The organism is Micromonospora sp. NPDC048040 (assembly GCF_055587185.1).
Map to the genome: position 1 here is coordinate 37,838 of NZ_JBVJGT010000041.1, position 26,459 is coordinate 64,296.

At 73.6% G+C, this 26,459-nt stretch carries 22 protein-coding genes; 12 read left to right on the forward strand and 10 right to left on the reverse strand.

The features are described from left to right. Positions 1-171: 171 nt before the first annotated feature. Positions 172-1,044 (reverse strand): hypothetical protein, encoded by an 873-nt coding sequence (locus ACZ6O2_RS27415; RefSeq protein ID WP_350710228.1) that lies wholly within the window; start codon positions 1,042-1,044, stop codon positions 172-174. A 659-nt stretch (positions 1,045-1,703) separates the two neighbouring features. Here ACZ6O2_RS27415 and ACZ6O2_RS27420 point away from each other — a divergent pair. Together ACZ6O2_RS27420 and ACZ6O2_RS27425 are read left to right on the forward strand one after the other, a co-directional pair. Beyond that, on the forward strand, positions 1,704-2,942 hold the full coding sequence (locus ACZ6O2_RS27420) for a S8 family peptidase (protein ID WP_466024870.1): 1,239 nt from the start codon (positions 1,704-1,706) through the stop codon (positions 2,940-2,942). 187 nt (positions 2,943-3,129) lie between these two features. Next, positions 3,130-3,930: an ABC transporter permease gene (locus ACZ6O2_RS27425; protein ID WP_350710225.1), complete on the forward strand. Its 801-nt coding sequence runs from the start codon at positions 3,130-3,132 to the stop codon at positions 3,928-3,930. 29 nt (positions 3,931-3,959) lie between these two features. On the opposite strand, the gene ACZ6O2_RS27430 is transcribed toward ACZ6O2_RS27425, so the two are convergent. Both ACZ6O2_RS27430 and ACZ6O2_RS27435 read right to left on the reverse strand, forming a co-directional pair. Next, complete coding sequence (locus ACZ6O2_RS27430; RefSeq protein WP_466024871.1) at positions 3,960-4,520, reverse strand: GNAT family N-acetyltransferase; 561 nt, start codon at positions 4,518-4,520, stop codon at positions 3,960-3,962. Then, entirely contained in the window at positions 4,517-6,583 is a 2,067-nt protein-coding gene (locus ACZ6O2_RS27435; protein ID WP_466024872.1) for a penicillin acylase family protein, read from the reverse strand. The genes ACZ6O2_RS27430 and ACZ6O2_RS27435 overlap by 4 nt, the downstream gene beginning before the upstream one ends. A gap of 97 nt (positions 6,584-6,680) precedes the next feature. Between ACZ6O2_RS27435 and ACZ6O2_RS27440 the strand changes: the two genes are divergently transcribed. The 7 genes from ACZ6O2_RS27440 to ACZ6O2_RS27470 all read left to right on the forward strand — a co-directional run bounded on the left by ACZ6O2_RS27440 (position 6,681) and on the right by ACZ6O2_RS27470 (position 15,571). Next, a complete protein-coding gene (locus tag ACZ6O2_RS27440; protein ID WP_466024873.1) occupies positions 6,681-7,394 on the forward strand; it encodes a siderophore-interacting protein in 714 nt (237 codons plus the stop codon). Continuing rightward, entirely contained in the window at positions 7,391-8,629 is a 1,239-nt protein-coding gene (locus ACZ6O2_RS27445) for an MFS transporter (protein ID WP_466024874.1), read from the forward strand. Before ACZ6O2_RS27440 ends, ACZ6O2_RS27445 begins: the two co-directional genes overlap by 4 nt. 142 nt (positions 8,630-8,771) lie before the next feature. Continuing rightward, positions 8,772-10,328, forward strand: coding sequence for a pyridoxal phosphate-dependent decarboxylase family protein (locus ACZ6O2_RS27450; protein ID WP_350710216.1), 1,557 nt, complete (start codon positions 8,772-8,774; stop codon positions 10,326-10,328). A gap of 29 nt (positions 10,329-10,357) precedes the next feature. After that, entirely contained in the window at positions 10,358-11,656 is a 1,299-nt protein-coding gene (locus ACZ6O2_RS27455) for a lysine N(6)-hydroxylase/L-ornithine N(5)-oxygenase family protein (protein WP_466024875.1), read from the forward strand. A gap of 5 nt (positions 11,657-11,661) precedes the next feature. Beyond that, positions 11,662-12,258 carry a GNAT family N-acetyltransferase gene (locus tag ACZ6O2_RS27460; RefSeq protein WP_466024886.1) on the forward strand — a complete coding sequence of 199 codons (597 nt, stop codon included), beginning with the start codon at positions 11,662-11,664 and terminating at the stop codon, positions 12,256-12,258. Continuing rightward, entirely contained in the window at positions 12,255-14,066 is a 1,812-nt protein-coding gene (locus tag ACZ6O2_RS27465) for an IucA/IucC family protein (RefSeq protein WP_466024876.1), read from the forward strand. The genes ACZ6O2_RS27460 and ACZ6O2_RS27465 overlap by 4 nt, the downstream gene beginning before the upstream one ends. Then, positions 14,063-15,571: an MFS transporter gene (locus ACZ6O2_RS27470; protein WP_466024877.1), complete on the forward strand. Its 1,509-nt coding sequence runs from the start codon at positions 14,063-14,065 to the stop codon at positions 15,569-15,571. The genes ACZ6O2_RS27465 and ACZ6O2_RS27470 overlap by 4 nt, the downstream gene beginning before the upstream one ends. 74 nt (positions 15,572-15,645) lie before the next feature. On the opposite strand, the gene ACZ6O2_RS27475 is transcribed toward ACZ6O2_RS27470, so the two are convergent. The 4 genes from ACZ6O2_RS27475 to ACZ6O2_RS27490 form a co-directional block, all read right to left on the reverse strand. After that, positions 15,646-16,206, reverse strand: a complete 561-nt coding sequence (locus tag ACZ6O2_RS27475; protein WP_466024878.1) for an NADPH-dependent FMN reductase — start codon at positions 16,204-16,206, stop codon at positions 15,646-15,648. 12 nt (positions 16,207-16,218) lie between these two features. Then, positions 16,219-17,202 (reverse strand): ROK family protein, encoded by a 984-nt coding sequence (locus tag ACZ6O2_RS27480; protein WP_466024879.1) that lies wholly within the window; start codon positions 17,200-17,202, stop codon positions 16,219-16,221. Between the two features lie 6 nt (positions 17,203-17,208). Further along, positions 17,209-17,562: a DoxX family protein gene (locus ACZ6O2_RS27485; RefSeq protein WP_350710207.1), complete on the reverse strand. Its 354-nt coding sequence runs from the start codon at positions 17,560-17,562 to the stop codon at positions 17,209-17,211. A gap of 91 nt (positions 17,563-17,653) precedes the next feature. Then, on the reverse strand, positions 17,654-18,085 hold the full coding sequence (locus ACZ6O2_RS27490; RefSeq protein WP_466024880.1) for a type II 3-dehydroquinate dehydratase: 432 nt from the start codon (positions 18,083-18,085) through the stop codon (positions 17,654-17,656). Positions 18,086-18,427: 342 nt separating this feature from the next. Between ACZ6O2_RS27490 and ACZ6O2_RS27495 the strand changes: the two genes are divergently transcribed. From ACZ6O2_RS27495 to ACZ6O2_RS27505, 3 genes are read left to right on the forward strand one after another with little or no spacing between them, the layout of a single operon-like run. Beyond that, positions 18,428-19,591, forward strand: coding sequence for a DegT/DnrJ/EryC1/StrS family aminotransferase (locus ACZ6O2_RS27495; protein ID WP_466024881.1), 1,164 nt, complete (start codon positions 18,428-18,430; stop codon positions 19,589-19,591). After that, the gene (locus tag ACZ6O2_RS27500; protein ID WP_466024882.1) at positions 19,588-20,721 is read left to right on the forward strand and encodes a Gfo/Idh/MocA family protein; all 1,134 of its coding nucleotides are present in this window, start codon (positions 19,588-19,590) and stop codon (positions 20,719-20,721) included. The genes ACZ6O2_RS27495 and ACZ6O2_RS27500 overlap by 4 nt, the downstream gene beginning before the upstream one ends. 37 nt (positions 20,722-20,758) lie before the next feature. Continuing rightward, complete coding sequence (locus ACZ6O2_RS27505) at positions 20,759-21,469, forward strand: HAD-IA family hydrolase (protein WP_350710200.1); 711 nt, start codon at positions 20,759-20,761, stop codon at positions 21,467-21,469. Between the two features lies 1 nt (position 21,470). Here the strand turns inward: ACZ6O2_RS27505 and ACZ6O2_RS27510 are convergent, their stop codons facing one another. The 3 genes from ACZ6O2_RS27510 to ACZ6O2_RS27520 all read right to left on the reverse strand — a co-directional run bounded on the left by ACZ6O2_RS27510 (position 21,471) and on the right by ACZ6O2_RS27520 (position 26,188). Then, entirely contained in the window at positions 21,471-21,989 is a 519-nt protein-coding gene (locus ACZ6O2_RS27510; protein WP_466024883.1) for a helix-turn-helix transcriptional regulator, read from the reverse strand. A 45-nt stretch (positions 21,990-22,034) separates the two neighbouring features. Beyond that, a complete protein-coding gene (locus ACZ6O2_RS27515; protein WP_466024884.1) occupies positions 22,035-22,478 on the reverse strand; it encodes a helix-turn-helix domain-containing protein in 444 nt (147 codons plus the stop codon). A 137-nt stretch (positions 22,479-22,615) separates the two neighbouring features. Then, positions 22,616-26,188: a S8 family peptidase gene (locus ACZ6O2_RS27520; RefSeq protein ID WP_466024885.1), complete on the reverse strand. Its 3,573-nt coding sequence runs from the start codon at positions 26,186-26,188 to the stop codon at positions 22,616-22,618. Positions 26,189-26,459 lie beyond the last annotated feature (271 nt).

Below are 26,459 nucleotides of genomic sequence, written 5' to 3' on the forward strand. Positions count from 1 at the left end.
GGCGGCCCCGTTCGTCGGCGGGGAGGTGGAGCCGGTGTCGGGCCCGCGCACCCTGCGCGACGGTCGCGTGGTCGAGGGCGACGCGGCCTGTTCCGCCACGGGTGCGGCGGACGCGGGAAACACGTCGGGGAGGGACGGTCACCGTCCCTCCCCGACGTCGACCGGGCCGCCTCAGGACAGGAACTTGTCCAGGGCCGCCTCGATGGTGCCGGAGTCCGGCGCCGCGTACGACTTCATGGTGTTCTTGTTGTACGAGATGAAGCTCGGGCACCGGTTCGCCGGGGCGCTCACGGTGCCGCCGTCGCCGATCTTCTCGCCGGTCTTCGCCGCGTAGAAGGTCAGCTCGTAGCGCGACGAGATGTAGTCGATGGTGACCTGCTTGTCGGAGCTGTCCTTGTACTGGCACTTGCGGGGCGTGCCCTCGCTGCCCTCCACGAACTTCAGGCAGCCGACCACGGAGACCGACTCGAAGTCGGCGCTCTTGGCGTAGTACGGCTTGTTCGAGGCGATCGACTTCGACGACCAGAACGTCAGCCGGTCGGGGTTGTTCGAGAAGACGTACGCCTTGGCGCCGGACGCGCCGTTGTAGGGCGCCGCGTTGAGGATCTGGCTGCCCTCGCAGACGTCGCCCAGGTCGCTGGAGTAGCGGGCGGTCACCGCGTTGTTGCTGTTGCCGGGGTCCTGCGACTCGGACTGCCCGGGGGTGGGGGTGGCGTCGGTGCCGGGCTCGCTGGACCCGCTCGGGGTGGCGGACGCGACCGGAGTGGGATCGTCGTCGTCGTTGACGAGGACGAACCCGACGCCGGCGCCGCAGAGCACGAGCAGGACCACCACGGCGGCGGCGGACAGGCCGATGATCAGGCCCTTGTTCGACTTCTGCGGCGGCGGGACCGGGGCCCCGAACTGCGGTGGCTGCCCTGGCTGGCCGTATCCGGGGTACCCGCCCTGCGGGGCCGGGTACCCACCCTGCGGGGCCGGGGGCCCGCTCCACGGGTTGACGTTCGGATCCGGCTGCCCTCCGTACGGAGGGTGACTGTCGGTCATCTGAAGCCCTTATCGATGTCGATGTGTGCCCAGGCACGGGGATCATGCAACAGGGTAGTGAGCGCTCCAAATCTCGACAGTTGCCGGCGATCAGGTCGAGGCCCGGGTCATAGCCGCCAAGAACCGGCGATCACCGTCCGTGTAGGAGGCGGCTGCCCTAAGTCGACGGGGGTCGGCGGCGGCCCGGTGGCGTCGGAGAGGCGGATCCGGGCCGTGCGGCGGGATTCCGCGCCCTGCACCGCTCAAGTGTGGACGCCGCGCCGGGCGCGCCTGCCCCGTGACGAGGATCACTCATGCTGCCGGTCCGCGATGTGGGCGGCGCCGCGCGGCCGGGCGCCTCGGTCGGCCCGCCGTGTCGCCCGCCGCCGGGCGCGGGGTGTCGCCGCCGTCGCCGCGTAGCCGTCGCCGCCGTCGCCGCGTGGCCGTCGCCGTGGTGGCCGCTCGGTCCGTGGCTCCGGGCGGCCGTAGATGTCGACGTATCTCAATTGGATCTTGTTCGCGCAAGTCTTTCACGTGCGGTTCTTCAACATCGTCCTCACATCGTGAACACCAAGAAAATATACGAAGATGAATATGATGGCTAAGGTTTCCTCATCGTCCACCGCCTGCCGGGTGCGCCACGAGCCACCCGAAGGCCACGACAGTAGGAGGACCGGGAGATGACGCTCCCTCGCACTCGACGGCGTATCCTCGCCGGCGCGGTCGGCGTGTTCGCCAGCGCCGCCATGGTCACCACCATGATCGGCGCCCCGGCGACAGCCGCCCCCGGAACCGGCGAGATCCGCAGCGCCGGCGGCGCGACGGCCGTGGCCGACAGCTACATCGTGGTGCTCAAGGACAGCAGCGTCGGCGGTCGCGCCGGCACCCGGCAGGCCGAGGTGCGCAGCAGCGCCGGCTCGCTGGCCGCGCGTTTCGGCGGGACGGTCGGGCACGTCTACGGCGACGCGCTCAACGGCTTCGAGGTGCGGCTGTCGGAGCAGGCCGCCAAGCGCCTCGCCGCGCACCCCGCCGTCGACTACGTCGAGCAGAACCACACCGTGACGACGACCGCCACCCAGTCCAACCCGCCGTGGGGTCTGGACCGCATCGACCAGCGGGCCCTGCCGCTCAGCCGCACGTACACCTACAACAGCAGCGGCACCGGCGTCACCGCGTACATCATCGACACCGGCATCCGGACCACCCACGTCGACTTCGCCGGCCAGGCCGTCGACGGCTACGACGCGATCGACAACGCGCTGCCGGCCGCCGACTGCAACGGCCACGGCACGCACGTCGCGGGCACCGTCGGCGGCAACACCTACGGCGTCGCGAAGAACGTCCGGCTGGTGGCCGTGCGGGTGCTGAACTGCCAGGGCAGCGGCACCTGGGCGCAGGTCATCGCCGGCATCAACTGGGTGACGTCGAACCACCAGGCGGGCCAGGCCGCGGTGGCGAACATGAGCCTCGGCGGCTCCTACAACAGCTCCCTGAACACCGCCGTGGCGAACTCCATCGCCGACGGCATCACCTACGCCGTGGCCTCCGGCAACTCGAACGCCAACGCCTGCAACTACTCGCCGGCCTCGGTCCCGACGGCGCTCACCGTCAACGCCTCGCAGAGCAACGACGCGCGGGCCTCGTTCTCCAACTGGGGCACCTGCACCGACCTGTTCGCCCCCGGCGTGGGCGTCCTGTCGGCCTGGTCCACCAGCGACACCGCCACCTCGTCCATCAGCGGCACCTCGATGGCCTCGCCGCACGTCGCGGGCGCGGCTGCCCGGGTGCTCAGCGTCAACCCGGGCTGGACGCCCGCCCAGGTCCACTCGTACCTGGTCAGCCAGGCCACGACCAACGTGATCACCAACCCGGGCAGCGGCTCGCCGAACCGCCTGCTCTACCTCGCTCCGACCTTCTGACCCTCCGGCGCCGGTGGCCTGACGGCTCCGGCGGGAACGGTCGCACCGGCCCCGAGGCGTCCCGCCCCGGGGCCGGCCCGCGTCCGGGCCGCTCTTCGCCGCCTGCGGAGTCGTCCGCCCAGGTCCGGGCGCCGGTCGGTGCGAGGCCGCCGTCCCGCGGCCGTCCGCGCGCCGGCAGACTTGCCGGATGTCATCGACGATGCTGGTGGTCGGCCCGGAGTTGGCCGCCGCCCTGGTCGCCCTGGCCGTGGTGGCGGCCGTCGTGGTCCGGGCCGGTGGGCTCGGGCACGGCCGGCAGGTGCTGGTCGCCGCGGCCCGCGCCGCGATCCAGTTGGCGGCCGTGTCGCTGCTGATCACCGCGATCGTGGTGTCGCTGTGGGCGACGGCGGCCTTCGTCGTCCTGATGTGCGCGGTGGCGGCGGCCACCTCCGGCCGGCGGATCACCGGCCGGTGGGACTGGTGGGCGGGCGTGCCGATCGCGGCGGGGAGCATGGCCGTGGTGGCGGGGCTGCTGTCCGCGGGGCTCGTGCCGATGCGGGGGATCGCCGTCATCCCGGTGGCCGGAATCCTCATCGGCGGGGCGATGACCGCGACGTCGCTGGCGGGCCGGCGGGTGCTGGACGAACTGACCGCCCGTGGGGGAGAGGTGGAGGCCGCCCTGGCGTTGGGACTGCCGGCACGGGAGGCCGTCCTGCTCGTGTGCCGTCCGGTGGCCGGGCAGGCGCTGGTGCCGGCGCTCGACCAGACCCGCACGGTGGGCCTGGTGACGCTGCCGGGCGCGTTCGTCGGCGTGCTGCTGGGCGGCGCCAGTCCCCTCACGGCCGGGATCACGCAGTTGGTCGTGCTGGTCGGGCTCCTCGCGGTGGAGGCGGTCGCGGTCGTCATCACCGTCGAACTCGTGGCCCGCGGCCGGTTGCGTCCGGCCCGGGCGGAGCTGCTCCCGTTCGACCTGCGGGCGGTCGGTGGCGGCCGGCGGGTCCGGACCTGACGCCGGGGGCGGTCCGGACCCGCCGGCCGTCAGACCGGTACGGGGTGATCCGACTCGAACCGGGCCCGGGTCAGGAACGCCAGCTGGGCCCGCTTGTCGGGCATGTCCACCTCGTCGCCGAAGGCGAAGCCCTCCCGCTCCAGCCGGTCCAGTGCGCGCTGGTTGCGTACATCGGGTTCGACCACGATCCGCTGCCGCGTGGGGTCGCTGAACAGGTAGCGGGCGAGGGCGGGGCCGAGGGCGGTGGTGAGGCCGCGCGGCGGGCGGTTGCCGGGCGCGAGCAGCAGGTGCATCCCGACGTCGCCGGGCCGGACGGTGTAGCGCTCGCCGACCGGGTCCGCCTCGGGCTGGTAGGTCTGGAACAGGCCGACCGGCGTGTCGTCGAGCATGATCAGGTACGCGTGGTGGGTGGTGAGCCCGGCGACGAACTCGTAGATCTCCCGCACGTCGTCCACCGAGTACGAACCCATGCCCCAGAACGACGCCCGCGGCTCGGTCACCCAGCCGTGCACCAGTTCCGCGTGGCGCTTCGGGTCCAGCACGACGAGTGACAGCTCGCCGAATCCGGGGATCTTCTCCTGGTAGATCACGATGTCTGTGCTCCTGGTTCCGGGGTGAGTTCTCGCCAGTCGGTGACCACCGGGACCAGCTCGCCGCCGGCCCACAGTGGGAGTTGGTCGGCGAAGTGCGGGTCACCGGGCCGTCCGGAGGCGCCGAACGGCACGACCCAGCGGCTGTCCGCGCGGTCGGTCAGGTCCCACACGTAGCGGGCCACCGGGCCGCGCCAGCACGCGTCGGACACGCCCGGGACGCTGGAGGTGGACAGCACGCAGTCGGTGTCGCCGGCCAGCGCGACCCGTTCCCGCATCGCGCGTACGGCCGCGTCGACCGCCGGCGCCACGCCGAGATGGACCGGGTGCAGCACGTGCCGCCGGCCCCACGGCCCGGGCGGGTCGCCCGCCGCGACGTCCGCCAGCGCACCGGCCGCCGCCGGGGCGACGTCCCCGCCCAGGCGGTGCAGCCCGGCGACCACCCCGTCGAGGGCGTGGCCGATGCGGGCCAGCGGGTCGGTCCACGGCGTGAACAGCGGGTCGAACGCGCTCGGGGCGCGCAGCGGGCGCAGGCAGGGGTGGTCGTGCAGCCGCCGGACCAGGGCCGCGCGCCAGGCGGCGAAGGCGCCGGCGTCCGTGCTGTCGGCCCCCATCCGCCCGTCCCAGGCGAGCAGCCGGTCCCGCAGGCGCCGCGCCGGCTCGCCGAGGTCGTCGGGGTCCAGCCGGTCGAGCACGCCGCGCAGGGTCGCGGCCTCCAGCCGGGTGTCCATGTGCACGGCTGCCGGGCCGGCACCGCCGGCCAGCAGGGCGCGGATGCGGCGGGCGCGGTGCGGCGGGGCGAAGTCGGTGCCGAGGTCGGCGGTGTCGGGGCGCCGGTCGTTGGCGCAGACCGCTGTCCCGTCGACGGCGGTGCGGCGTGGTGGCGCGTAGCCGCCGTGCCACCGGTACCGCGGATCCCAGCCGGGCACCGGCTCCCGCCGGCACCGGTCGTCGCGGATCGGGACGAGCCCCGCGACCAGGTGGACCACCGCCCCGTGCCGGTCCGCGACGAGGACGCTGTTGACCGGCTCGACCCAGTCCCGCAGCGCGTCGGCGACGTCGTCGGCGCTTGTCGCCCGCAGCAGCGGCAGCAGCGCGTCGAAGCCGAGGCGCCCCTCGACCCGGCTCGGGGTGCGCAGGCTGATCGCCTCGCCGGTGTGTCGGTCGAGGTCGACGACCGGCCCCCGGGGCGTCTCGATCACCTCGACGGACTCCGGCTCGCCGCCGCGCACCTCGATCCGCTCGATGTGGCGGTGCGTCGGCGCCCAGCCGTCCGCCTCGCGGACCAGCACCCGGTCGCCGTCGCGGCGTACCTGTTCCCGGTAGAGGTCCTGGTAGTCGGCCATCGCGTTGGTGACCGCCCAGGCCACCTCGCCCGCGTGCCCGAAGTGGGGCAGGCCGGGGACGCCGGGGAACGCGAGGCCGAGCACGTCGAACTCGGGGCAGGCGAGGCGCACCTGCTGGTAGACGCCGGGCAGTTCGAGGATGCGGTGGGGGTCGCCGGCGACGACCGGCGCCCGGCCGGTGACCGGTTCGGCGGGCACCGCCCAGGCGTTGCTGCCCGACCCGCCCGGCCCCTCGACGGCGAACAGGCCGGACGCGGCCGGGCCGAGGGCGCCGGCGACGTGGGCGTGCCACAGCTTGTTGGGGAAGGTGGAGAAGAGCACGTGCTGGACGAGGAAGACGCCCAGCGGCGACCACGGTCGCCACGGGCCCGGCGCGCAGCCGACCGCCGCGAACTCGGGCGCCGCCGCCGCGCCCTCGGCGAGCCCCTCGTTGACCCCGTCCACATAGGCGGTGACCCACCGCCTGGTGTCGGGGGCGAGCCGGTCGAAGCAGCGCCGCGCGGTGTCGTCGAGGCGGGCGCGGCGGGCGAACCTGTCCCAGTCCAGCTCCACGGGGCCGACGTGCTCGGCGAGGCGACCCTCCGAGCGCCACCGCTCGACCTCGATCTGCCAGGCCCGGTCGACGGCGGCCACCCGCCCCTGGAGGCGGGCGAGGTCGTCGACGGTGTCGGCTCGCAGGTGCGGGACGCCCCACCGGTCGCGATAGACGCCGGTCATCGCGGCGTGGGTCGGATGGACGGCCGTGCCGCCTGCCACATGGACATCAACTTAGGTTACCCTCCCCTAACTGGGGCAGACCTTACCTGGAGGGTGCGTGAAGCGGAACTGGGAAGCCCTGGTGCTGAAGGCGATGGGCGGCCGTGACTTCCGGCTGACCGTGCTTGGCGCCGAGTCGGTGGGCGGGAACTACCGCCGCCTGCACATGGACGGCGGCGGGCTGTTGGCGGCGTGCGGCGTGCACCCCACCATGTGGGTCCGGCTGTGGTTCGACAACGACGGCCGCCCGCACCAGCGCGCGTACACCCTCGTCGACCCGGACCCGGCGACGGGCCGGTTCGACCTGGAGTTCGCCATCCACGACGGGTGCGCCGCCCGCTGGGCCGCGGCCGCGAAGCCCGGCGACACCATCGACGCCACCATGCAGGGCAGCGCGTTCAGCCTGCCGGATCCCGCCCCGCGGCACCTGTACCTGGTCGGCGACGCCGCCTCGCTCCCGGCGGTGAACAGCCTGCTCGACGCGGCCCCCGACGTCCCCGCCACGGTCTGGCTGGAGTACGCCGACGACGGCGAGAAGGCCCTGACGCCGCGCGCCCGGGCGGGGCACGAGGTCACGTGGGTGCCGCGTCGCGACGACGGGCGGCACCTGGTCGACACGGTCTGCGCCGCGCTGTCCGCCGCCGACGACGGCGCGCACTACTGGGTGGCCTGCGAGGCGGCCAGCACGCGCGGCATCACCAGGCATGTGCGGCGGACGCTGGGCGTCGGCAAGCACCAGGTCACCTCGCTGGGCTACTGGAGCGCCCGGTGAAGGGTCGGCTCGGCACCCTCACCGCGCTCTACGTCACCCAGTACCTCGGCATCGGCTTCATCACCGTCGGGCTGACCGCCATCCTGCGCGACGGCGGCACCTCCCTCGACGCGCTGGCGCTGCTGCAGTTCGTCGGCCTGGTCTGGCCGGTCAAGTTCCTCTGGGCGCCGATCCTCGACCGGTACGGCTCCCGCCGCCGCGGCCACTACCGGTCCTGGCTGCTGGTGCTCCAGGGCGGCCTGGTGCTGGCCCTGCTGGCGCTGCTGCCGTTCGACCGCCCGGCCGAGCGGCTCGGCCCGGTCGTCGCGATCTGCGTCGCGTACGTGTTCCTCTCCGCGACGCAGGACATCGCCGTCGACGCGGTCGCCGTCCGGCTGCTGTCGGAGCGGGCGCGGGGTGTCGGCAACGGGATCCAGGTAGCCGCGAGCTACGTCGGCAACCTGCTCGGCGGCGGCGCCTGCGTGATCGTCTACGACCGGTTCGGCTGGGTGCCCGCGATCCTGCTGCTGGCCGTGCTGACCGTCGTCGGCCTGCTGGTGGTGTGGCGGTTCCGGGAGCCCGCCCGCGCCGACCGCGTCCGCACGGGCCAGGCGTACCGGGCGCTGCTGTCCGTGTTCGGCCAGCCCGGCTGCCGGTGGTGGACCTTCGGCGTGGTGCCCCTGGTCTACACCGGAGCCGGCGCGGCGTACGCCCTCGTCACGCCGGCCCTGGTCGACGCGGACTGGTCGCTGGAGCGCATCGGCGTGGTGACCGGCGTGGTGACCAGCGTGCCGGCCGTCGCGGCCGGTCTGGTCGCCGGGATCGGGATCGGCCGGTTCGGGCGGGCCGGCGTGCTCGTCGCCGGGGGAGTGGCGCTGGCGGCGTCCACGGCGATGTTGCTGCCGCTGATGAACGGCCGTGCCCCGCTGGGCGGGACGGTCGCCGCGCTGTGCTGCTTCATGGCCGCGTACACGGTCGCCAACGTCGTGCTCTACACGGTCAACATGGACTACTCCCGCCCCGGCACGGGCGGCACGGACTTCACCGTGCTGTCGTCGTTCGGGCTGGTCTGCTCGTTCGTGGCCGCCTCCGTCGCGTTGGCCGCGGCCGGTCAGGTCGGTTATCCCGCGGTGGCGATGGCCGCCGTCGTCCTGGTGGGACTCGGCGTCGCGGTGGGCGTGGCACACCAGCGCCGGTTCCGGCGCCCCGCCGGGGCGGCGCCCGGGGAGCGGGTGTTGGCGACAGCGTCGAACTGAGCGAAATCGATGCGACGCGGCAACATCTTTGACACGAAGTTAGGTTAGGGTAACCTAACTTCGCTCGATCATCGGATCGCGGGCGGCAGGCGACGTCCACGTCCCCTGCCACCGTGTCCACTCCCGACCGCTGAGGACCCGCATGAGCCTGCCCGGATCCACCGTCCAGGCACCGTCGACCGGGGTGACCCCCGGGACGAACGGCGCCCGCGCCCACCTGTTCACCGCCGGTTCGGTCGAGGACTACCGGCGCGTGCTGGCCGCCGGCATCGACCGGGTGGCGACCCGGGTGGCCGGCGCGGACCGGCCGTTCACGGGCGTGACACCGGACGAGCTGGCGCCCCGGATCGCCGGCATCGACCTGGACCGGCCGCTCGGCGACACCGGCGCCGCGCTCGACGAGCTCCAGGACGTCTACCTGCGCGACGCCGTCTTCTTCCACCACCCCCGCTACCTGGCACATCTCAACTGCCCGGTGGTGATCCCCGCGCTGCTCGCCGAGGCCGTGCTCAGCGCCGTCAACTCCTCCCTGGACACCTGGGACCAGAGCGCCGGGGGCACCCTGATCGAGCGCCGGCTGGTCGACTGGACGGCCGAGCGGATCGGCCTGGGGCCGGCCGCCGACGGCGTCTTCACCAGCGGCGGGACGCAGTCCAACCTCCAGGCGATGCTGCTCGCCCGCGAGGAGACCTGCGCCCGGGTGACCGGCCGGGCGACCGGGCAGCAGTCCCGGCCGGAGCTGCTGTCCCGACTGCGCATCATCACCTCGGCGGCCGGCCACTTCAGCGTGCAGAAGGCGGCCAGGCTGCTCGGCCTCGGCGCGGACGCGGTGGTCACCGTGCCCACCGACACCGACCGGCGGATGCGCACGGACGAGCTGGCCCGCCAGATCGACCGCTGCCGCGGCGAGGGGCTGGTGGTGATGGCGGTGGTGGCCACCGCCGGCACCACCGACTTCGGCACCATCGACCCGCTGCCGCAGATCGCCGACGTCTGCGCGGCGGCCGGCGTATGGCTGCACGTCGACGCCGCGTACGGCTGCGGGCTGCTGGTGTCGCCGACCCGGCGGCACCTGCTCGACGGCATCGAACGGGCCGACTCGGTCACCGTCGACTACCACAAGTCGTTCTTCCAGCCGGTCAGCTCCAGCGCCCTGCTGGTGCGCGACCGGCGGGTGCTGCGGCACGCCACCTGGCACGCCGACTACCTCAATCCCGCCCGGATGGTCGAGCAGCGCATCCCCAACCAGGTCGACAAGAGCATCCAGACCACCCGCCGCTTCGACGCGCTGAAGCTCTGGCTGACCCTGCGGATCATGGGGCCGGACGCCATCGGCGCGCTCTTCGACGAGGTGGTGGACCGGGCCGCCGACGCCTGGCGACTGCTCACCGAGGATCCCCGCTTCGAGGTGGTCACGCGGTCGCAGCTCAGCACCGTGGTCTTTCGCTACCTGCCGAGCGGCCCCGGCCGCGACCTCGTCGACGACGCCAACCTGTACGCCCGCGAGGCGCTGGCGGCCTCCGGCGCCGGGCTGGTCGCCGGGACCAGGGTCGACGGCGCGCACCACCTCAAGTTCACCCTGCTCAACCCCGAGACCACGCTGGACGACATCGCCCACGTCCTCGACCTCGTCGCCGACCACGCCGGCTGGTACGCGCGCACCAGGGCGACCGCCGAGCTGACCTGCCCCGTCGGCTGACGACCCGTCCCCGCTCTGGAGATAACCGCATGTCGACGCACGACTTCATCGCCGTCGGGCTGGGCCCGTACAACCTGGGCCTGGCCTGCCTGACCGAACCGATCGAGGACCTCGACGGCCTCTTCCTGGAGGCGCGGGACACCTTCAGCTGGCATCCCGGGATGCTGCTGGAGTCGACCCGCCTCCAGACGCCGTTCATCGCCGACCTGGTCACACTCGCCGACCCGACCTCCCCCTACTCCTTCCTGGCCTACCTCAAGGAGTCGGGGCGGCTCTACCCGTTCTACATCCGGGAGAGCTTCTTCCCGCTGCGCAGCGAGTACGACGACTACTGCCGCTGGGCCGCCGGCAAGCTCCGCGGCGTCCGCTTCGGACAGCGGGTCACGTCCGTCGAGTTCGACCCTGGTGACGAGCACTACGTCGTGCGGGCCACGGTGACCGCCACGGGGGAGCAGGCCACGTACCGGGCCCGGCACCTCGTGCTCGGCACCGGCACCCCGCCGCACGTGCCCGACGCCTGCCGGGGGCTCGGCGGCGACGCGATCCACAACTCGCAGTACCTGGAGCACCGGGCGGCGCTGCGCGCCAAGCGCAGCATCACCGTCGTCGGCAGTGGGCAGAGCGCGGCCGAGATCTACCACGACCTGCTCGGCGACATCGACGCCTGCGGCTACCAGCTGAACTGGGTCACCCGGTCGCCCCGGTTCTTCCCGCTCGAATACACCAAGTTGACCCTGGAGATGACCTCGCCGGACTACGTGGACTACTTCCACGCCCTGCCGGAGGCGACCCGCTACCGGCTGGAGTCCGCGCAGAAGGGGCTGTTCAAGGGCATCAACGCCGACCTCATCAACGACATCTACGACCTGCTCTACGCCAAGAGCATCGGCGGCCCGGTCCGCACCCGGTTGCTGACCAACACCGCGCTGACCACCGCCGCGTACGACGAGCCGAGCGGGACGTACGCGCTGGGGCTGCGCAACGTCGAGCAGGACCGCGACTTCACCCTGGACACCGAGGGTCTCGTGCTCGCCACCGGCTACCACTACCGGGTCCCGGAGTTCCTCGAGCCGGTGCGCGACCGCATCCGCTGGGACGACCACGGCCGCATCGACGTGGCCCGCAACTACAGCATCGACCACACCGGCCGGGGCATCTTCCTGCAGAACGCCGGCACCCACACGCACAGCATCACGTCACCCGACCTGGGCATGGGCCCGTACCGCAACTCGTGGATCATCCGGGAGCTGCTCGGCCGCGAGCACTACCCGGTCGAGAAGAGCATCGCCTTCCAGGAGTTCGGCGTACCGGCCGGAGCCACGTCGTGACCGAGATCGTCCACCGCCGCGTCGACGGCCGGCTCGGCGAGTTCGCGCTGCGTACCCTCGACCCGGACGCCGACGCCGCGCTGCTGCACCGCTGGGTGACCCACCCGAAGGCGGCGTTCTGGCTGATGCAGGACGCCGACGTGGCCCGGGTCGCGCAGGAGTACCGGCGGATCGCCGCCCACCCGCACCACGACGCGTTCCTCGGCCTGCACGAGGGACGGCCCGCCTTCCTCGCCGAGCGGTACGACCCCGCCCGCGTCGAACTCGTCGGCCTGTACGACGCGGTCGACGGCGACGTCGGCATGCACTTCCTCTGCGCACCCACCGACGCGCCCGTGCACGGCTTCACCCGCGCGGTGATCACCACCGTGCTGGCGTGGCTGTTCGCCGACCCGGCCACCCGGCGGGTCGTCGTGGAGCCCGACGTGCGCAACACGGCGGTGCACGCGCTCAACGCGGCCGTCGGCTTCACCGTCGTCGGCCCGATCGCCAAGCCGGAGAAGGACGCGCTGCTCAGCGTCTGCACCCGCGCCCAGTTCGAGGCCGCGACCGGCGCGACAGACATCCACCCCGCCGCAACCCGAGGAGACCTGCCCGCGTGAATCCCTCCGCATCCGTGGCCCACCTGACGCCGGCGAGCTGGGCCCGCGCCAACCGGCTGCTGGTCCGCAAGGCCCTGGCCGAGTTCGCCCACGAACGGCTGCTCGCACCCCAGCCGGTCCCCGCCGACGCGGACGGCCCGGCGGCGGGGGAGCGCCGGTACGAGGTGCGCGGCGACGGCGGCGACGTGGTCTACCGGTTCACCGCGGGCCTGCTGGCCCTGGACCACTGGCGGATCGACGCCGACAGCATCACCCGCCACCGCGGCGACACCGAGCTGCCGCTGGACGCCCTCGACTTCTGCCTCGACCTGCGCGGCGCGCTGGGCCTGCGCGACGAGATCCTCCCCGTCTACCTGGAGGAGATCAGCTCCACCCTCGCCAGCACCGCGTACAAGCTCGACAAGCCGGCGGTCAGCGCCGCCGACCTCGCCCGCGCCGACTTCCAGACCATCGAGACCGAGATGACCGAGGGCCACCCGGGCTTCGTGGCGAACAACGGCCGCATCGGCTTCGGCATCGACGAATACCACGCGTACGCGCCGGAGGCCGCCCGCCCGGTCCGGCTGTTCTGGCTGGCCGCGCACCGGGACCGGACGACCTTCACCTGCGCCGCCGACCTCGACTACGACACCCTGCTCCGCGCCGAACTCGGCGACGACACCCTCGCCGCCTTCGCGGGCACCCTGACCGGGCTCGGCCTCGACCCGGCCGACTACCTGCTCATCCCGGTGCACCCGTGGCAGTGGTGGAACCGGATCTCCGTCACGTTCGCCGCCGAGGTGGCGCAGCGCCGGCTGGTGTGCCTCGGGCCCGGCCCGGACGAGTACCTCGCCCAGCAGTCCATCCGCACCTTCTTCAACGTCACCGACCCGACCCGGCACTACGTCAAGACGGCGCTGTCCGTGCTGAACATGGGCTTCCTGCGGGGGCTGTCCGCCGCGTACATGGAGGCCACCCCGGCGATCAACGACTGGCTCGCCGACCTGATCGACGGCGACGAGATCCTCAAGCGCACCGGGTTGACCATTATCCGCGAGCGGGCCGCCATCGGGTACCGGCACCTGGAGTACGAGGCGGCGACCGACCGGTACTCCCCGTACCGGAAGATGCTGGCCGCGCTGTGGCGGGAGAGCCCGGTGCCCGGCCTGGAGCCGGGCCGGCGACTGGCCACCATGGCGTCCCTGCTGCACACCGACCGCGGCGGCCGGTCGTTCGCCGCCGCGCTGATCGCGCAGTCCGGGCTGGCGCCGCAGGTGTGGCTACGCCGCTACCTCGACGCCTACCTCACCCCGCTGCTGCACAGCTTCTACGCCCACGACCTGGCCTTCATGCCGCACGGCGAGAACGTCATCCTCGTCCTTGACGGCGGGACGGTCGAGCGGGCCATCTTCAAGGACATCGCCGAGGAGATCGTGGTGATGGACCCGGACGCCGACCTGCCCCCGCAGGTGGGGCGGGTGCGCGCCGACGTGCCCGAGGACATGAAGCTGCTGTCGATCTTCACCGACGTCTTCGACTGCTTCCTGCGCTACCTCAACGCGATCCTGGTCACCGAGGGCGTGCTGGACGAGGAGACCTTCTGGCGCACCGTCGCCCGGTGCGCGGCCGACTACGCCGACAGCGTCCCGCACCTGGCCGAGCGGCTGCGGCGTTACGACCTGTTCGCCCCGGAGTTCGCGCTGTCCTGCCTCAACCGGCTCCAGCTGCGCAACAACCGGCAGATGGTCGACCTCGCCGACCCGTCGGCCGCGCTGCAACTGGTCGGCACCCTGGCCAACCCCATCGCCCGCTTCGCGCCGACCCGATGACCGCCACGACTGTCGCGCCCGCCGGCGGGACAGCCGTCGGCGGCGCGGGCGGCCGGGTGCGGGGCCGGTGGCTGATCCTCGGCGTGCTCTGCCTCGCCCAGGTCACCGTGGTGCTCGACAACACGGTGCTGACCGTGGCCATCCCGGTGCTCACGACCGAGCTGTCCGCCAGCACCGCCGACGTCCAGTGGATGATCAACGCGTACGCCCTGGTCCAGTGCGGCCTGCTGCTCACCGCGGGCAGCGCCGCCGACCGGTACGGCCGCCGTCGGATGCTGCTGGCCGGTCTCGTGCTGTTCGGGCTCGGGTCGCTGGCGGCCGGGCTCGCGCAGTCCGGCGGCCAGCTGATCGCCGCCCGGGCCGGGATGGGGATCGGCGGGGCGCTCCTGGTCACCGCCACCCTCGCGGTGGCGATGCAGGTCTTCGACGACGCCGAGCGGTCCCGCGCGATCGGGCTCTGGGCCGCGGCGAGCGCGCTGGGGTTCGCAGCCGGGCCGCCGTTCGGCGGGCTCGTCCTCGCCCACCTGCCCTGGGGGGCGATCTTCCTGGTCAACGTCCCGATCGTGCTGGTCTGCCTGGTGGCGGCGTGGGTGCTGGTGCCGGAGTCGCGCCGCCCGACCGGCGGGCGCCTCGACCTGGGCGGGGTGCTGCTCTCCACGGCGGGCCTGACCGCGGTGGTCTACGCGATCATCGCGGGGCCGGAGCGGGGCTGGACGGCCGCCCCGGTGCTGGGCGCGGCCGGTGCCGGGGTCGTCCTCCTCGCCGCCTTCGTGGCCTGGGAGCGGCGGGTCGCCGATCCGATGCTGGACATGCACTTCTTCCGCAGCCGCCGCTTCGTGGGCGCGGTCTCCGGGGTCGTCCTGATCACCTTCGGCGCCACCGGCGCGCTGTTCCTGCTGACCCAGCACCTCCAGTTCGTGCGCGGCTACCCGGCCTGGGAGGCGGGGCTGCGGATGGTGCCGTTCGCGCTCTCCATCGTCCTGCTCAACGTGGCCGGCGTCGCCGTCCGGGTGATCCGCCGGCTCGGGCTGCCCCGGTCGATCGCGCTCGGGATGACGCTGCTCGCCGGCGGACTCGCCCTCATCACCCACGCCCCGACGGACGGCTACGGGGTGCTGCTGCCGGGGCTGCTCGTGATGGGCGCCGGCTGCGCCGTGGCGAACCCGGCCATCGTCGAGGCGGTGATGAGCGCGATCCCGCCGGAGAAGGCCGGGGCCGGGGCGGGGGTGGACGGCACCATGACGGAGGTCGGCAGCAGCCTCGGCGTCGCCGTGCTCGGCGCGATCCTGAACGCCCGGCTCGCCGCCCTGCTGCCCGCCGCGCTGGCCGGCGCCGGGTCGTTCCCCGCCGCTCTGGCGGCCGCCGGGACCGAGGCGGAACGCGGGCTCGTCGCCGGCGCGTTCCGCTCCGCGCTGGAGACCGGCCAGACGGTGGGCGCGGTGGCCGTCTTCGCCGGCGGCTGCGTCGCCGCCGCGCTGCTGCGCCGGGCCGAGCGGGCCGGCTGAGCCGGCGTCCTCCGGCCGACCGCGCCGACGCCGCCACGCCCGGTGGCGTCGGCGTCAGGCCGGTGGCGTCGGCGTCAGGGTCGGCGGAGCGTCCGCAGCGCGCCGGCCCAGGCGACGACCTGGTCCAGCATGGTGCTGACGGCCTCCTCGTGGTGGGCCGCCGGCCGGAAGTCACGGAAGTTCACGAAGTCGGTCGTCAGGGAGAGCGCGACCTGCGACCGGACGTCGGCCACCCCGAGCTGCCCGAGCACCAGCCGCAGGTGCTCGGCCGCGCGGGTGCCGCCGTGCACGCCGTAGCTGACGAGACCGGCGGACTTGTGCTGCCACTCCTGGAAGAGGAAGTCGACGGCGTCCTTCAGCGCGCCCGGGATCGAGTGGTTGTACTCCGGGGTGACGAAGACGAACCCGTCGAACCCGGCCACCGTCGCCGCCCACCGGCGTACGGCCGGACGCGTCGACGGCGCCATCGACGGCGGCAGCACCTCGTCGAAGTGCGGCAGGCGGTAGTCGGCGATGTCGACCAGCTCGACGGTGAGGTCGGCCCGCTTGGCGGCGAGGTCCCGCACCCAGCGCGCCACGACGTCGGCCTTGCGTCCGGGCCGCGTACTGCCGACGACGACACCGATCCTGACCATGGTTGATCTCCTCTACGGGGTGGGGACGGGGCTGGCGGGGGCCGGCGCGGCGTTCAGGCCCCGGGCCAGCTCCACCGCGCCGTGCAGGGACGACAGGCCGCCGAGGGCGGCGGGGAGCACCGGCGGCGCCGGACGGCCGGGGCGGCCCGCCGACCGGGCATGCTCGGCGACGAGCGGGACGAAGCCGGGCAGCCCGGCGGCGAACCCGCCGCCGACGATCGCCGCCGCCGGGTCCAGCAGTTCGCCGAGGCTGACCACCGCCGCCGCCAGGGCGCGGCAGCTCGCGTCGACCGCGTGGAGCGCCCAGTCGCGGCCCTCGCGCAGCCCGTCGCGCAGGTCGTCGAAGCTCACCTCAACTCCCCGAGCGTCGGCAGCCCGGCGCAGGGTGGCCGGACCGGACGCGACCGACTGGAGGCAGCCGCGCCGGCCGCAGTCGCAGCGCGGACCGTCGAGGGCGACGACCATGTGCCCGATCTCCGCCGAGGACCGGCCCGGCACGGGCCGTCCCGCCAGCACCACGCCGCCGCCGATGCCGGTGCCGACGCCCAGGTAGACCACGTCGTCGTGGCCGGCGTGCCGGGCCTCCGCCAGCGCCGCGAGGTCACCGTCGTCGGCGACGGCCGTCGCCGCGCCGGGGAAGAGCCGATTCAGGGCGTCGGTGAGGTCCAGGCCGGCCCAGCTCGGCCGGCCGGGCCATGTCGTGACGGCGCCCGCCGCGTCCGTGGTCGCCGGCATCGCCACCCCGACCGCGCCGACCGGCCCCCACGCGTCGCGCAGCCGGGTCACCTCGGCGGCCAACGCGGCCAGGTCGGCGGCCGCGTCGGCGCCGTGCGGCCAGCGGAAGGTCCGGTCGTACGCCGGCCGGCCGGCCGCCTCGGCGCGCAGCGCCACCTTGGTGCCGCCGACGTCGACGCCGAGTACTCCAACAGCGCTTTGCCCGTCGGGCCCGGGGCGCTGCGGGTCGGGCCCGGCGGTGGGACGCTGCGGGTCGGGCACGGCGACTCAGCCCTTGAGCACGTGGAGGACCACCAGTGCCACCGCGGCGACGGCGAAGACCACCGGCGTCAGGGTCTCGGCGGCCGGGTCCTTCGCGCGGGCGTGGTAGACCACTGCGCCGACCATCTGCAGGGCGATGCCGACGGCCGCCGCGATGCCCAGCGGCGCCCAGAGCAGCCCGAGCAGCAGACCGGCGATCGCGGCGATCTCCAGCACCCCGAGCACGCGGGTCAGGCCGGGGGAGACGCCCAGGTGGTCCATTCGCTGGCGCATCTGCGCCTTTCCGGTCAGCTTCGGCACGGCGGTGCCCAGGAAGACTGCGGCGAGGATGGCGGTCAGGACGATGACGGGAATGTGCACCTGAGGTCCTTCGGGTGAGGTGGGAGGATGCGGACGACCGTACCGGCGCCGGATCGGCCCGGCAGACGGCGGAGGGCGCCGCGCGGAGCCCTCACCGGACGGTCGCGACGAGGGCGCGGGCGGCCAGCCGGTAGCCCAGCGACCCGAGCCCGACGATGACGCCGCTGGCCAGCGGGGCGATGACCGAGTCGTGCCGGAAGCTCTCCCGGGCCCAGACGTTGGACAGGTGCACCTCGATGAAGGGCCGCGGATAGTTGGCCAGCGCGTCGCGCAGGCTCCAGCCGGCGATCATCAGCGCGCCCGGGTTGACGATGGCGCCGACGGTGTCGTAGCGGTTCTGGATCGCGCGGATCAGGGCGCCCTCGCAGTCGTGCTGCTCGGCCACCACCCGCCAGCCCTGCGCGGCGACCTCCTCGCCGACCGCCCGCTCGATGTCGTCGAGGGTGTCGGTGCCGTAGATCTCCGGCTCCCGCCTGCCGAGGATGCCCAGGTTCGGGCCGTTCAGCAGCAGCACGTCCGACACGCTTCACCTCGCGGGGGCGCGGGTCCTGTCCCGGCAGAACCCGATGAGTGGTCTGGTCCTCTGCAGTCTTACTGCGCGGCCGGCGGGGGGGCGACCCGGCGACAGCTCGCGCGCGGGTGGAGTAAGGGGTACGTAGGGGCTGTTAGGGGCGGTGACCCGACGTCCGGTTCGGTTACCGTCCTCCGTGCTGAAGCGATGCCGCCGGCTCCACGGGGGCGTCACCTACCTCGAACCGGCCATCCGGCGCCCCGGTGCGCCCGGACCGCGTACCGGCGGTCCCGGGTCGTCCCGCCCGATGTCCGGCAAAGCCCCTGGTCTGCCCGAGTTGGGAAGTGGGAAGTCATGAGTGGTCAGCCCTCGACGGTGTCGGAGTTCCCCGAGTGGCCGCAGTTCGGTGACGAGGAGCGCGCCGGACTGATCCGCGCCCTCGAGCAGGGCCAGTGGTGGCGGATGGGCGGCAGCGAGGTCGACTCCTTCGAGCAGGAGTTCGGCACCTACCACGGCACGCCGCACGCGCTCGCCGTCACCAACGGCACCCATGCCCTCGAGGTTGCCCTGGAGGTGCTCGGCGTCGGCCCCGGCACCGAGGTGATCGTCCCCGCCTTCACGTTCATCTCGTCGTCGCTGGCCGCGCAGCGCCTGGGCGCCGTCGCCGTGCCGGTCGACGTCAACCTGGACACCTACAACATGGACCCGGCCGCGGTCGAGGCCGCCATCACGCCGCGCACCAAGGTCATCATGCCGGTGCACATGGCCGGCCAGTTCGCCGACATGGACGCGCTGAGCAAGCTCGCCGCCGACGCCGGGGTGGCGCTGCTCCAGGACGCCGCGCACGCCCAGGGCGCGCAGTGGCAGGGCAAGCGGGCCGGAGAACTCGGCTCGGTGGCCGCGTTCAGCTTCCAGAACGGCAAGCTGATGACCGCCGGCGAGGGCGGCGCGATCCTCTTCCCCGACGAGGAACTGCGCGAGCGGGCGTTCCTCGTGCACAGCTGCGGCCGGCCCCGCACCGACCGGGACTACCTGCACAGCACCACCGGCTCGAACTACCGGATGGGCGAGTTCACCGCCGCCGTGCTGCGCGCCCAGCTGGGCCGGCTGGACGAGCAGATCGCGGTACGCGAGCAGCGCTGGCCACTGCTGGCCAGCCTGCTCGCCGAGGTTCCCGGCGTCGTCCCGCAGGCCACCGACCCGCGCACCGACCGTAACCCGCACTACATGGCCATGTTCCGGGTCCCCGGGATCACCATGGAGCGCCGCCGCGCCGTGGTGGACGCGCTGATCGCGCGGGGCGTCCCCGCGTTCGTGGCGTTCCGGGCCATCTACCGGTGCGAGGGCTTCTGGAAGGCCGGCACCCCCGACGAGTCGGTCGAGGCGATCGCGGCCCGCTGCCCCAACGTCGAGCAGATCCACGCCGACTGCATCTGGCTGCACCACCGCACCCTGCTCGGCACCGAGCAGCAGATGCACGAGATCGCGGCCGTGCTCGCCGACGTCCTCGCCGGATGACCGGCCTGCCCCCGGCCGCCGCGACCGACCGCCCGGTGCGAGTCGCGGTGGCCGGCCTCGGGTGGGCCGGGCGCGAGATCTGGCTGCCCCGGCTCGCCGCGCACCCGGGCTTCACGGTGACCGCCGTGGTCGACCCGGAGCCCGGCGTCCGCGACCGGGCCCGCGACAGCCACCACGTCCCCGCCGCGTACGCCGACATCGACGAACTGCCGGCCGGCGCGGTCGACCTGGTGGTCGTCGCCGTGCCGAACCACCTGCACGCCGCCGTCGCCGCCCGGCTGCTGCGCCGGGGCGTACCGGTGTTCCTGGAGAAGCCGGTCTGCCTGACCTCCGCCGAGGCGACCCTGCTCGCGGATGCGGAGCGCGCAGGCGGCGCGGTGCTGCTCGCCGGCAGCGCCGCCCGCTACCGGGCCGACGTCCGGGCGCTGGCCGACGCGGCCGGCGAACTGGGCCCGATCCGGCACGTCGACGTGGCCTGGGTACGCGCGCGGGGCGTGCCCGACGCCGGCGGCTGGTTCACCCGGCGCGACCTCTCCGGCGGCGGCGCGCTGGTGGACCTCGGCTGGCACCTGCTCGACACGGTGCTGCCGATGCTCGGCCAGACCCGGGTCACCCACGCCGTCGGCAGCGTCTCCGACGACTTCGTCAACGACGGCGCGGCTCACGCGGCCTGGCGCAGCGAGGCCGACACCGCCGGCCACGCCCCCGGCGACGTCGAGGACACCGCCCGCGGTTTCCTGCTCACCGACACCGGCGCGTCCGTCACCCTGCACGCGTGCTGGGCCTCGCACGAGGCGCTGGACCGCACCACCATCACGGTGCACGGCGCGGCCGGTTCGGCGACGCTGCGCTGCACGTTCGGATTCAGCCCGAACCGGGACCCGGAGCCGGTGCTGACCCGCACCCGCGACGGCGAGGCCGTCCGGCTGCCGCTGTCCGCCGAGCCGATCGGCGCCGAGTACGACCGTCAGCTCGACGCCCTGCCCGGCCTGCTCGCCGACCCCGCCAGCCGGGGTGCGGCCGTGGCCGAGGCCCGCCGGACCATCGACATCATCGAACGCATCTACCACTGCGCCCGGCCCACCATGCCGGATCGGCAGTACGCCCTCGCGGGCGACAGCGGCCGGTGAGAACCACCGGCGACCTCATTCGCCCCGGGGAGCAGCCATGAGCCAATCACCGTCCACGGTCGACGCTCCGTCGTCCGGCGTAACCCGCCCCGCTCCGGTACGGGGGCCGATCCGGGCCGTCGTGTTCGACCTCGACGGCGTCGTGGTCGACAGTTCGGCCGTGATGCGGGAGGCGTTCAGTATCGCGTACGCCGAGGTGGTGGGCGACGGGCCGGCCCCGTTCGAGGAGTACAACCAGCACATGGGCCGGTACTTCCCGGACATCATGCGGCTCATGGGGCTGCCGCTGGAGATGGAGGAGCCGTTCGTCCGGGAGAGCTACCGGATGGCCCACCTGGTGCCGCTGTTCCCTGGAGTACGGGAGACGCTGGAAACGCTGCACGGCCGGGGCATCAAGATGGCCATCGCCACCGGCAAGAGCGGCCCGCGGGCGCGCTCGCTGCTCGACACGCTCGGGGTGCTCGGTCTGTTCGACCACGTGATCGGCTCCGACGAGGTGGCCCGGCCGAAGCCGGCGCCAGACATCGTGCTCCAGGCGCTGGGGCTGATGGACGTGCCGGCGCACCAGGCCATGATGGTCGGAGATGCGGTGATCGACCTGCTGAGCGGGCGGGAGGCCGGGGCGACGACGGTGGCCACGACGTGGCACGGCGGGGATGCGAGTGGGTTGTTGGCCGCCGGGCCGGACCTGGTCGCGCATGCGCCGAGGGATCTGCTCGCACACTGCCCGTCGGCCCTCGTCCCCTGACTCACTCCATCGGACTCTGCGCCAGCCGTCGGCCGTAGGGCACCTGGCGGGCGTACCAGCCGAGCTGCATCCGGGTCTCCACCCCCGCCAGGTCCATCAGGTGGCGCAGGCGCCGTTGCAGGGTGCGCAGGGACAGGTCGAGCTGGGCGGCGACGACCTGGTCGGTGAGCCCGGCCAGCAGCAGCGTCAGGATCCTGCGGTCCAGGTCGGTCGGACCGTCGGTGCCGGCTCTGGCGGCTTCGGTCACGCCTCCCGAGGGGGTCTGCTCCAGTGGGTGGGCGTGCCGCCACACGACCTCGAAGAGCGCGTCCATCGCGGCCAGCAGCCCGGTGCGGTGCAGCAGCACCGCGCCGGGCTCACCGCCCGGCGTGGTGGTCGACGGCACCAGGGCCAGTTCCGCGTCGGCCAGGATGAGCTTGATCGGCAACGACTCGACCACCCGCACCTGGACGCCGCTGCGCAGGGACTCCAGGGTCTCGGCGACCACCCCGGGTTCGGCGAGCGCCGGGCGGTCCACCATGACCCGGAACCCCCCCCCTGGTCCACCGCCGCCGACTCCACCGCGTCACTGCCTGGCGGCACGGCGATGAAGGGCAGTGTGACGAAGCCGCGCACCTCGGTACGGGCGGCGTGCTGCACCCGGGCGAACCGGTGGCGGGACCGCGTCGACGCCGGTGACCACCTCGATCAGTTCGTCGATGGTGCGTCCCGCGACCGCCCCGCGGTACTCCTCGGCGAGCGTGACAAGCGCCAGTTCGGCGCTGCGAAGTGCGTTGCGCTGCTCGCTGACGAGCGCGCCGAGCGCGACCGCGGGCGGCGCCACCGAGAACGCGCCGTCCGATCCGGATTTCACCAGGCCGCAGGCGAGCAGGTGGGACAGCGCCGCCTCGACCGCCGCGGTGGGCATCCGCAGGGCGGCCGCCAGCTCGTCCGGGCCGGCCTGCGCGCGCCGGACCAGCAGGCCGTAGACCGCCTCGTCCTCGGGGCTTAGGCCTAACGCGGCCAGCATCGATGGCTGCCTCCCTCCGCCCGCGGCGACGCGGAGAGTATGGGCCATGAGGATGGATCTTGAACAGTCCCGGCCGCCGGTCGGATGGCCGGGCGGGGCCCCGGGACGAGCCGCATCCCGGAGCCCCGCCAACCACATCACCGCACGCCGTACGCCCGGGTGATCGTCTGGCGTACGCCGTTGCCGTGCTCGTCGGTGAGGTCGACGCGCAGGGAGACGTTCTTTCCGGCGGCCGCCGACTGGTCCACAGTGGTGACGAATCCGGCCCCCTTTCGGGTGACGGTCACCTCCTGCCACGTCGTCCCGTCGTCGAAGGAGACCCACGCCTGCGCCGCCGTGATCTGCCCGGCGTCGTAGTCGCGCTGACCGGCGCCGCCGAAGCCGATCTCGAACCCGGCGGTCGCCGGGGTCAGGTTCCGCGTGTCGACGGCGATGTCGTAGGACGGGACCAGGATCGGCAGGGCGTAGAGGCCGTTGTCGGACGGCCGCTGCGACCGGAACCGGAACTCCGTCTCGGTGCCGTAGAAGAGGCTCCAGTTCGGGTGGTTGGGCCCGGGGTTGAACCGCATGGTCGTCACCCGCAGCCGGTAGGCCGCGTCGGCGTCCGGCACGTCCCAGATCCCCTGCGGCCAGGCGCTGCGTCCGAGGCTGACGCCGTCGGCGAACAGTTCCGCGTTGCCGACGTCGCCGAAGCCGCCGATGCCGTAATGGTCGGGTTCGGAGTCACCCCACACCAGCATCGCGGCGCCGATCTGGCCCTCCTGCCTCTCGGCGATGCGCTCCGGCGACAGGTCCGCCCGCCGGGTGCCGGTCGAGCGCATCGGGCCGCGGTACCAGTCCTCCGACCGGACGGACCCCGCCTCGGCGGTCCGCGGCGCGGCGAGCATCGTCTCGTCCCGGATGCTCGCCCCGGCCATGAGGCGCTGGGTCTGCACACCGGCGGTCACGAACGAGGCCCGTTCGACCGGAACGGCGAAAGTGTCGGAGACGAGCGACACGGCGCTGGGGTAGTTAGCCGGGAAGAACTGGATTCCGTCGATGATGACCCGGTTGGTGCGGGTGGAATGGATCCGCTCGTCGACCCGGGCCAAATTCTTCTCTCTGACCTGCAGCGGCACGTCCGGCCGGGTCATCCGCTCGTCCGCGAACGCCACGTTGTAGACGTAGGGGCTCGTGACGACGGCGTCCCAGGCCAGCGTCACCGGTCCGGCGGCCAGCGCAGCCCGCAGGGCGGACTCCTCCATCGCGGTGACCGTCAGACCCGGGATCGTCGACGCGGCGATCGCAGACCATCGGCCCGGCTCGTCCCGTCCGAAGATGACGGCCTTGACGTCTGCGGCCGCGGCTGCGGTGAGGACCTTCGCGACATCGGTCGAGTGCACCAGCGCGATCTTCCCGGTCGCCGTGGCCAGCTCCGCCTCACTGCCTGCTCCGGCGTCGACCAGCTCGGCGGTGCCGGATCCGTCGAACCGGGTCGGCACGCCGGCCTGGAGCCGGCTCGGCCCGATGTAGACGGGGTTGAGAGCGATCCCGCCGCTAGTGCGCAGGACCAGCTCGGGCGCGTACAGCCGGTGGTAGCTGCCCAGCTGGAAGCCGCCGTCGGTGACCGGCGTGGTCCGGCCGACGTAGACCTCGTCGACGGACTTCCCGCCGGTGTAGCCGCCGCTGATGTACGCGGTGTCCCACCAGCGGCCGTACTCCAGCGCGACATTTTGCGCCTCGATCGGCCGCTCGGCGGTGACCTTCTGCCGGATCGCCGTCCGGGCGTCGTAGGTGATGGTCCGGTCGACGTCGTCGTTGTTGACCACCAACTCCGGGTCGCCCATGAACGTCACCGAGTGGACCAGGCCGTTCGCCCCGGTGGTGCCCGCGTCACGGCTGGCGATCACGGCGTTGATCGAGTAGCGGCCCTCGCGCAGCCGCAGCGTCGGCTCGGTCGTGAACGACGCGAACCGCAGGGCGGTCAGCCGGTCCGCGTCCACGACGTCCACGAACGACGGCGTGGCCGGCGCCTCGCCGCGGCGGTCGATCAGCTTCAGCTTCACGGTGACCGCATGCGGCTCCAGGTACGCCGCGATCGCCGTGACGACGGTGCTGCCGTCGGCTGCGGTGGCGACGAGCCGGGCCCCGATCGCGCCGTACTCGGCGGCCCTCAACTTGACGGCCGGGTCGAGGACGACGGGCACCTCGGCCGTGCCGTGCGCCGGGACGGTGACCGTGCCGATCCCGGCCGCGAACGTCCGCTTCGGCAGCGGCGCTCCGTTCTCGGCGGTCGCTCCGGCGATCGTGAGGTCGAACGCGACCGCCTTGTCGCCGGTGTTGGTGAGTGTGACCGTCGTCGTGGTCTTCGGCTGGTGCAGGTGCGGCCAGGCGTACGATCCCGCGTCGACGACACCGGGGCCGACGACCGTCGCGGTAAGCGGGCGCAGGGCGTCGACGACACCGGCGCCCACCTCGTGCACCCGGCCCGTGGTGCTCGGCGTCGCCGCCGAGATCAGCGCCGCCTTGCGCTGCTGCGCCGTCCAGCCGGGGTGCTTCTGCTTCAGCAACGCGGCAACCGCGGCGACGTGCGGGGTCGCCATCGACGTGCCCGACATCCGGGTGTACCGGCCGGTGCCGGACTCGGCCGCGAGGATCTCCACACCCGGCGCTGCGATCTCGGGCTTGACGGTGTGGGTGCCGGTGACCGGGCCACGGCTGGTGAACCGTGCGGTCTGACCCGCGGAGTCCACCGCGCCCACGGTGAGAACGTCCTTCGCGCACGCGGGCGCGCTGATCGTCTGGAGCGTGGGGCCCGCGTTGCCGGCGGCGACCACGAACAGCGAGGCGCTCTGCTGCGCGAGCGCCTGCGCGGCGACGCCGATCGGATCGGTGCAGTCGGTACCGACGCTGCCGCCGAGGCTCATGCTGATCACGTCGGCCTTCTGGTCGACGGCCCACTGCATGCCGTTGATGATCCAGGACTCCTGGCCCTGTCCGTAACTGTTGAGCACCTTGCCGATGAGCAGCTTCGCGCCGGGCGCGACGCCCTTCTCGACACCGCCGGAGGCAGCGCCGGTGCCCGCGACCGTCGACGCGACGTGTGTGCCGTGCCCGTTCAGGTCCACGTCGGCGCCACCGGAGTCGGTGGTGAAGTTCTTCGCGCCGGCCACCTGCCCGGCGAGGTCCGGGTGCTTGCCGTCGTAGCCGGAATCGAGGACGGCCACCGTGGTGCCCGTCCCGTCGAAGCCCGCCGCCCACGCCTGCGGGGCGTGGATCTGCGCGGCACTCTCGGCCATCGCCACGCTGACCCGCTCGTCCAGCCACAGCTTCGCGATCCCCGGCCCGTCACCGTCGGTCAGGTCGCGCCAGAACTCCGCGGCCTGCTCCTTGTCCGCAGACAGGGCGACGGCGTCCGCGACCGGCAGGGTCGCCTCGACGGTCGCGCCCTGCGGGGCCTGCGGCGCTTGGCGGGTACGCGTCACCGCGCCCCCGTAGGTGGCGAGCAACGGCAGGGCCGCGGCCGACCGGTCGTCGTAGCCCTGGCGTACCAGCGCGCTGACGTTGAACAGTTGCTCGTCGAGGGTGCCCTCGGAGATCATCGGGACCGCGCGGGCCGGGACGACGTAGACGTCACCGCGGAAGACGCGGGTGATGTAGCCGTCCGGGTCGGCGTTCGGGCCCGGGACGAGTGACGCCGACGGGCGGCCTGCGGCGTCGACGGAGTACACGGCGAGGTCGCCGGTGATCAGTGTGACCGGTGTACCGGCCGGGGTCGTCGTGCCGGACGCCGAGCCGACGATCGGCCGCTGCGGCGGGGGGGGGGGGGGGGGGGGGGGGGGGGGGGGGGGGGGGGGGGGGGGGGGGGGGGGGGGGGGGGGGGGGGGGGGGGGGGGGGGGGGAGGAGGGGGGGGGGGGGGGGGGGGGGGGGGGGGGGGGGGGGGGGGGGGGGGGGGGGGGGGGGGGGGGGGGGGGGGGGGGGGGGGGGGGGGGGGGGGGGGG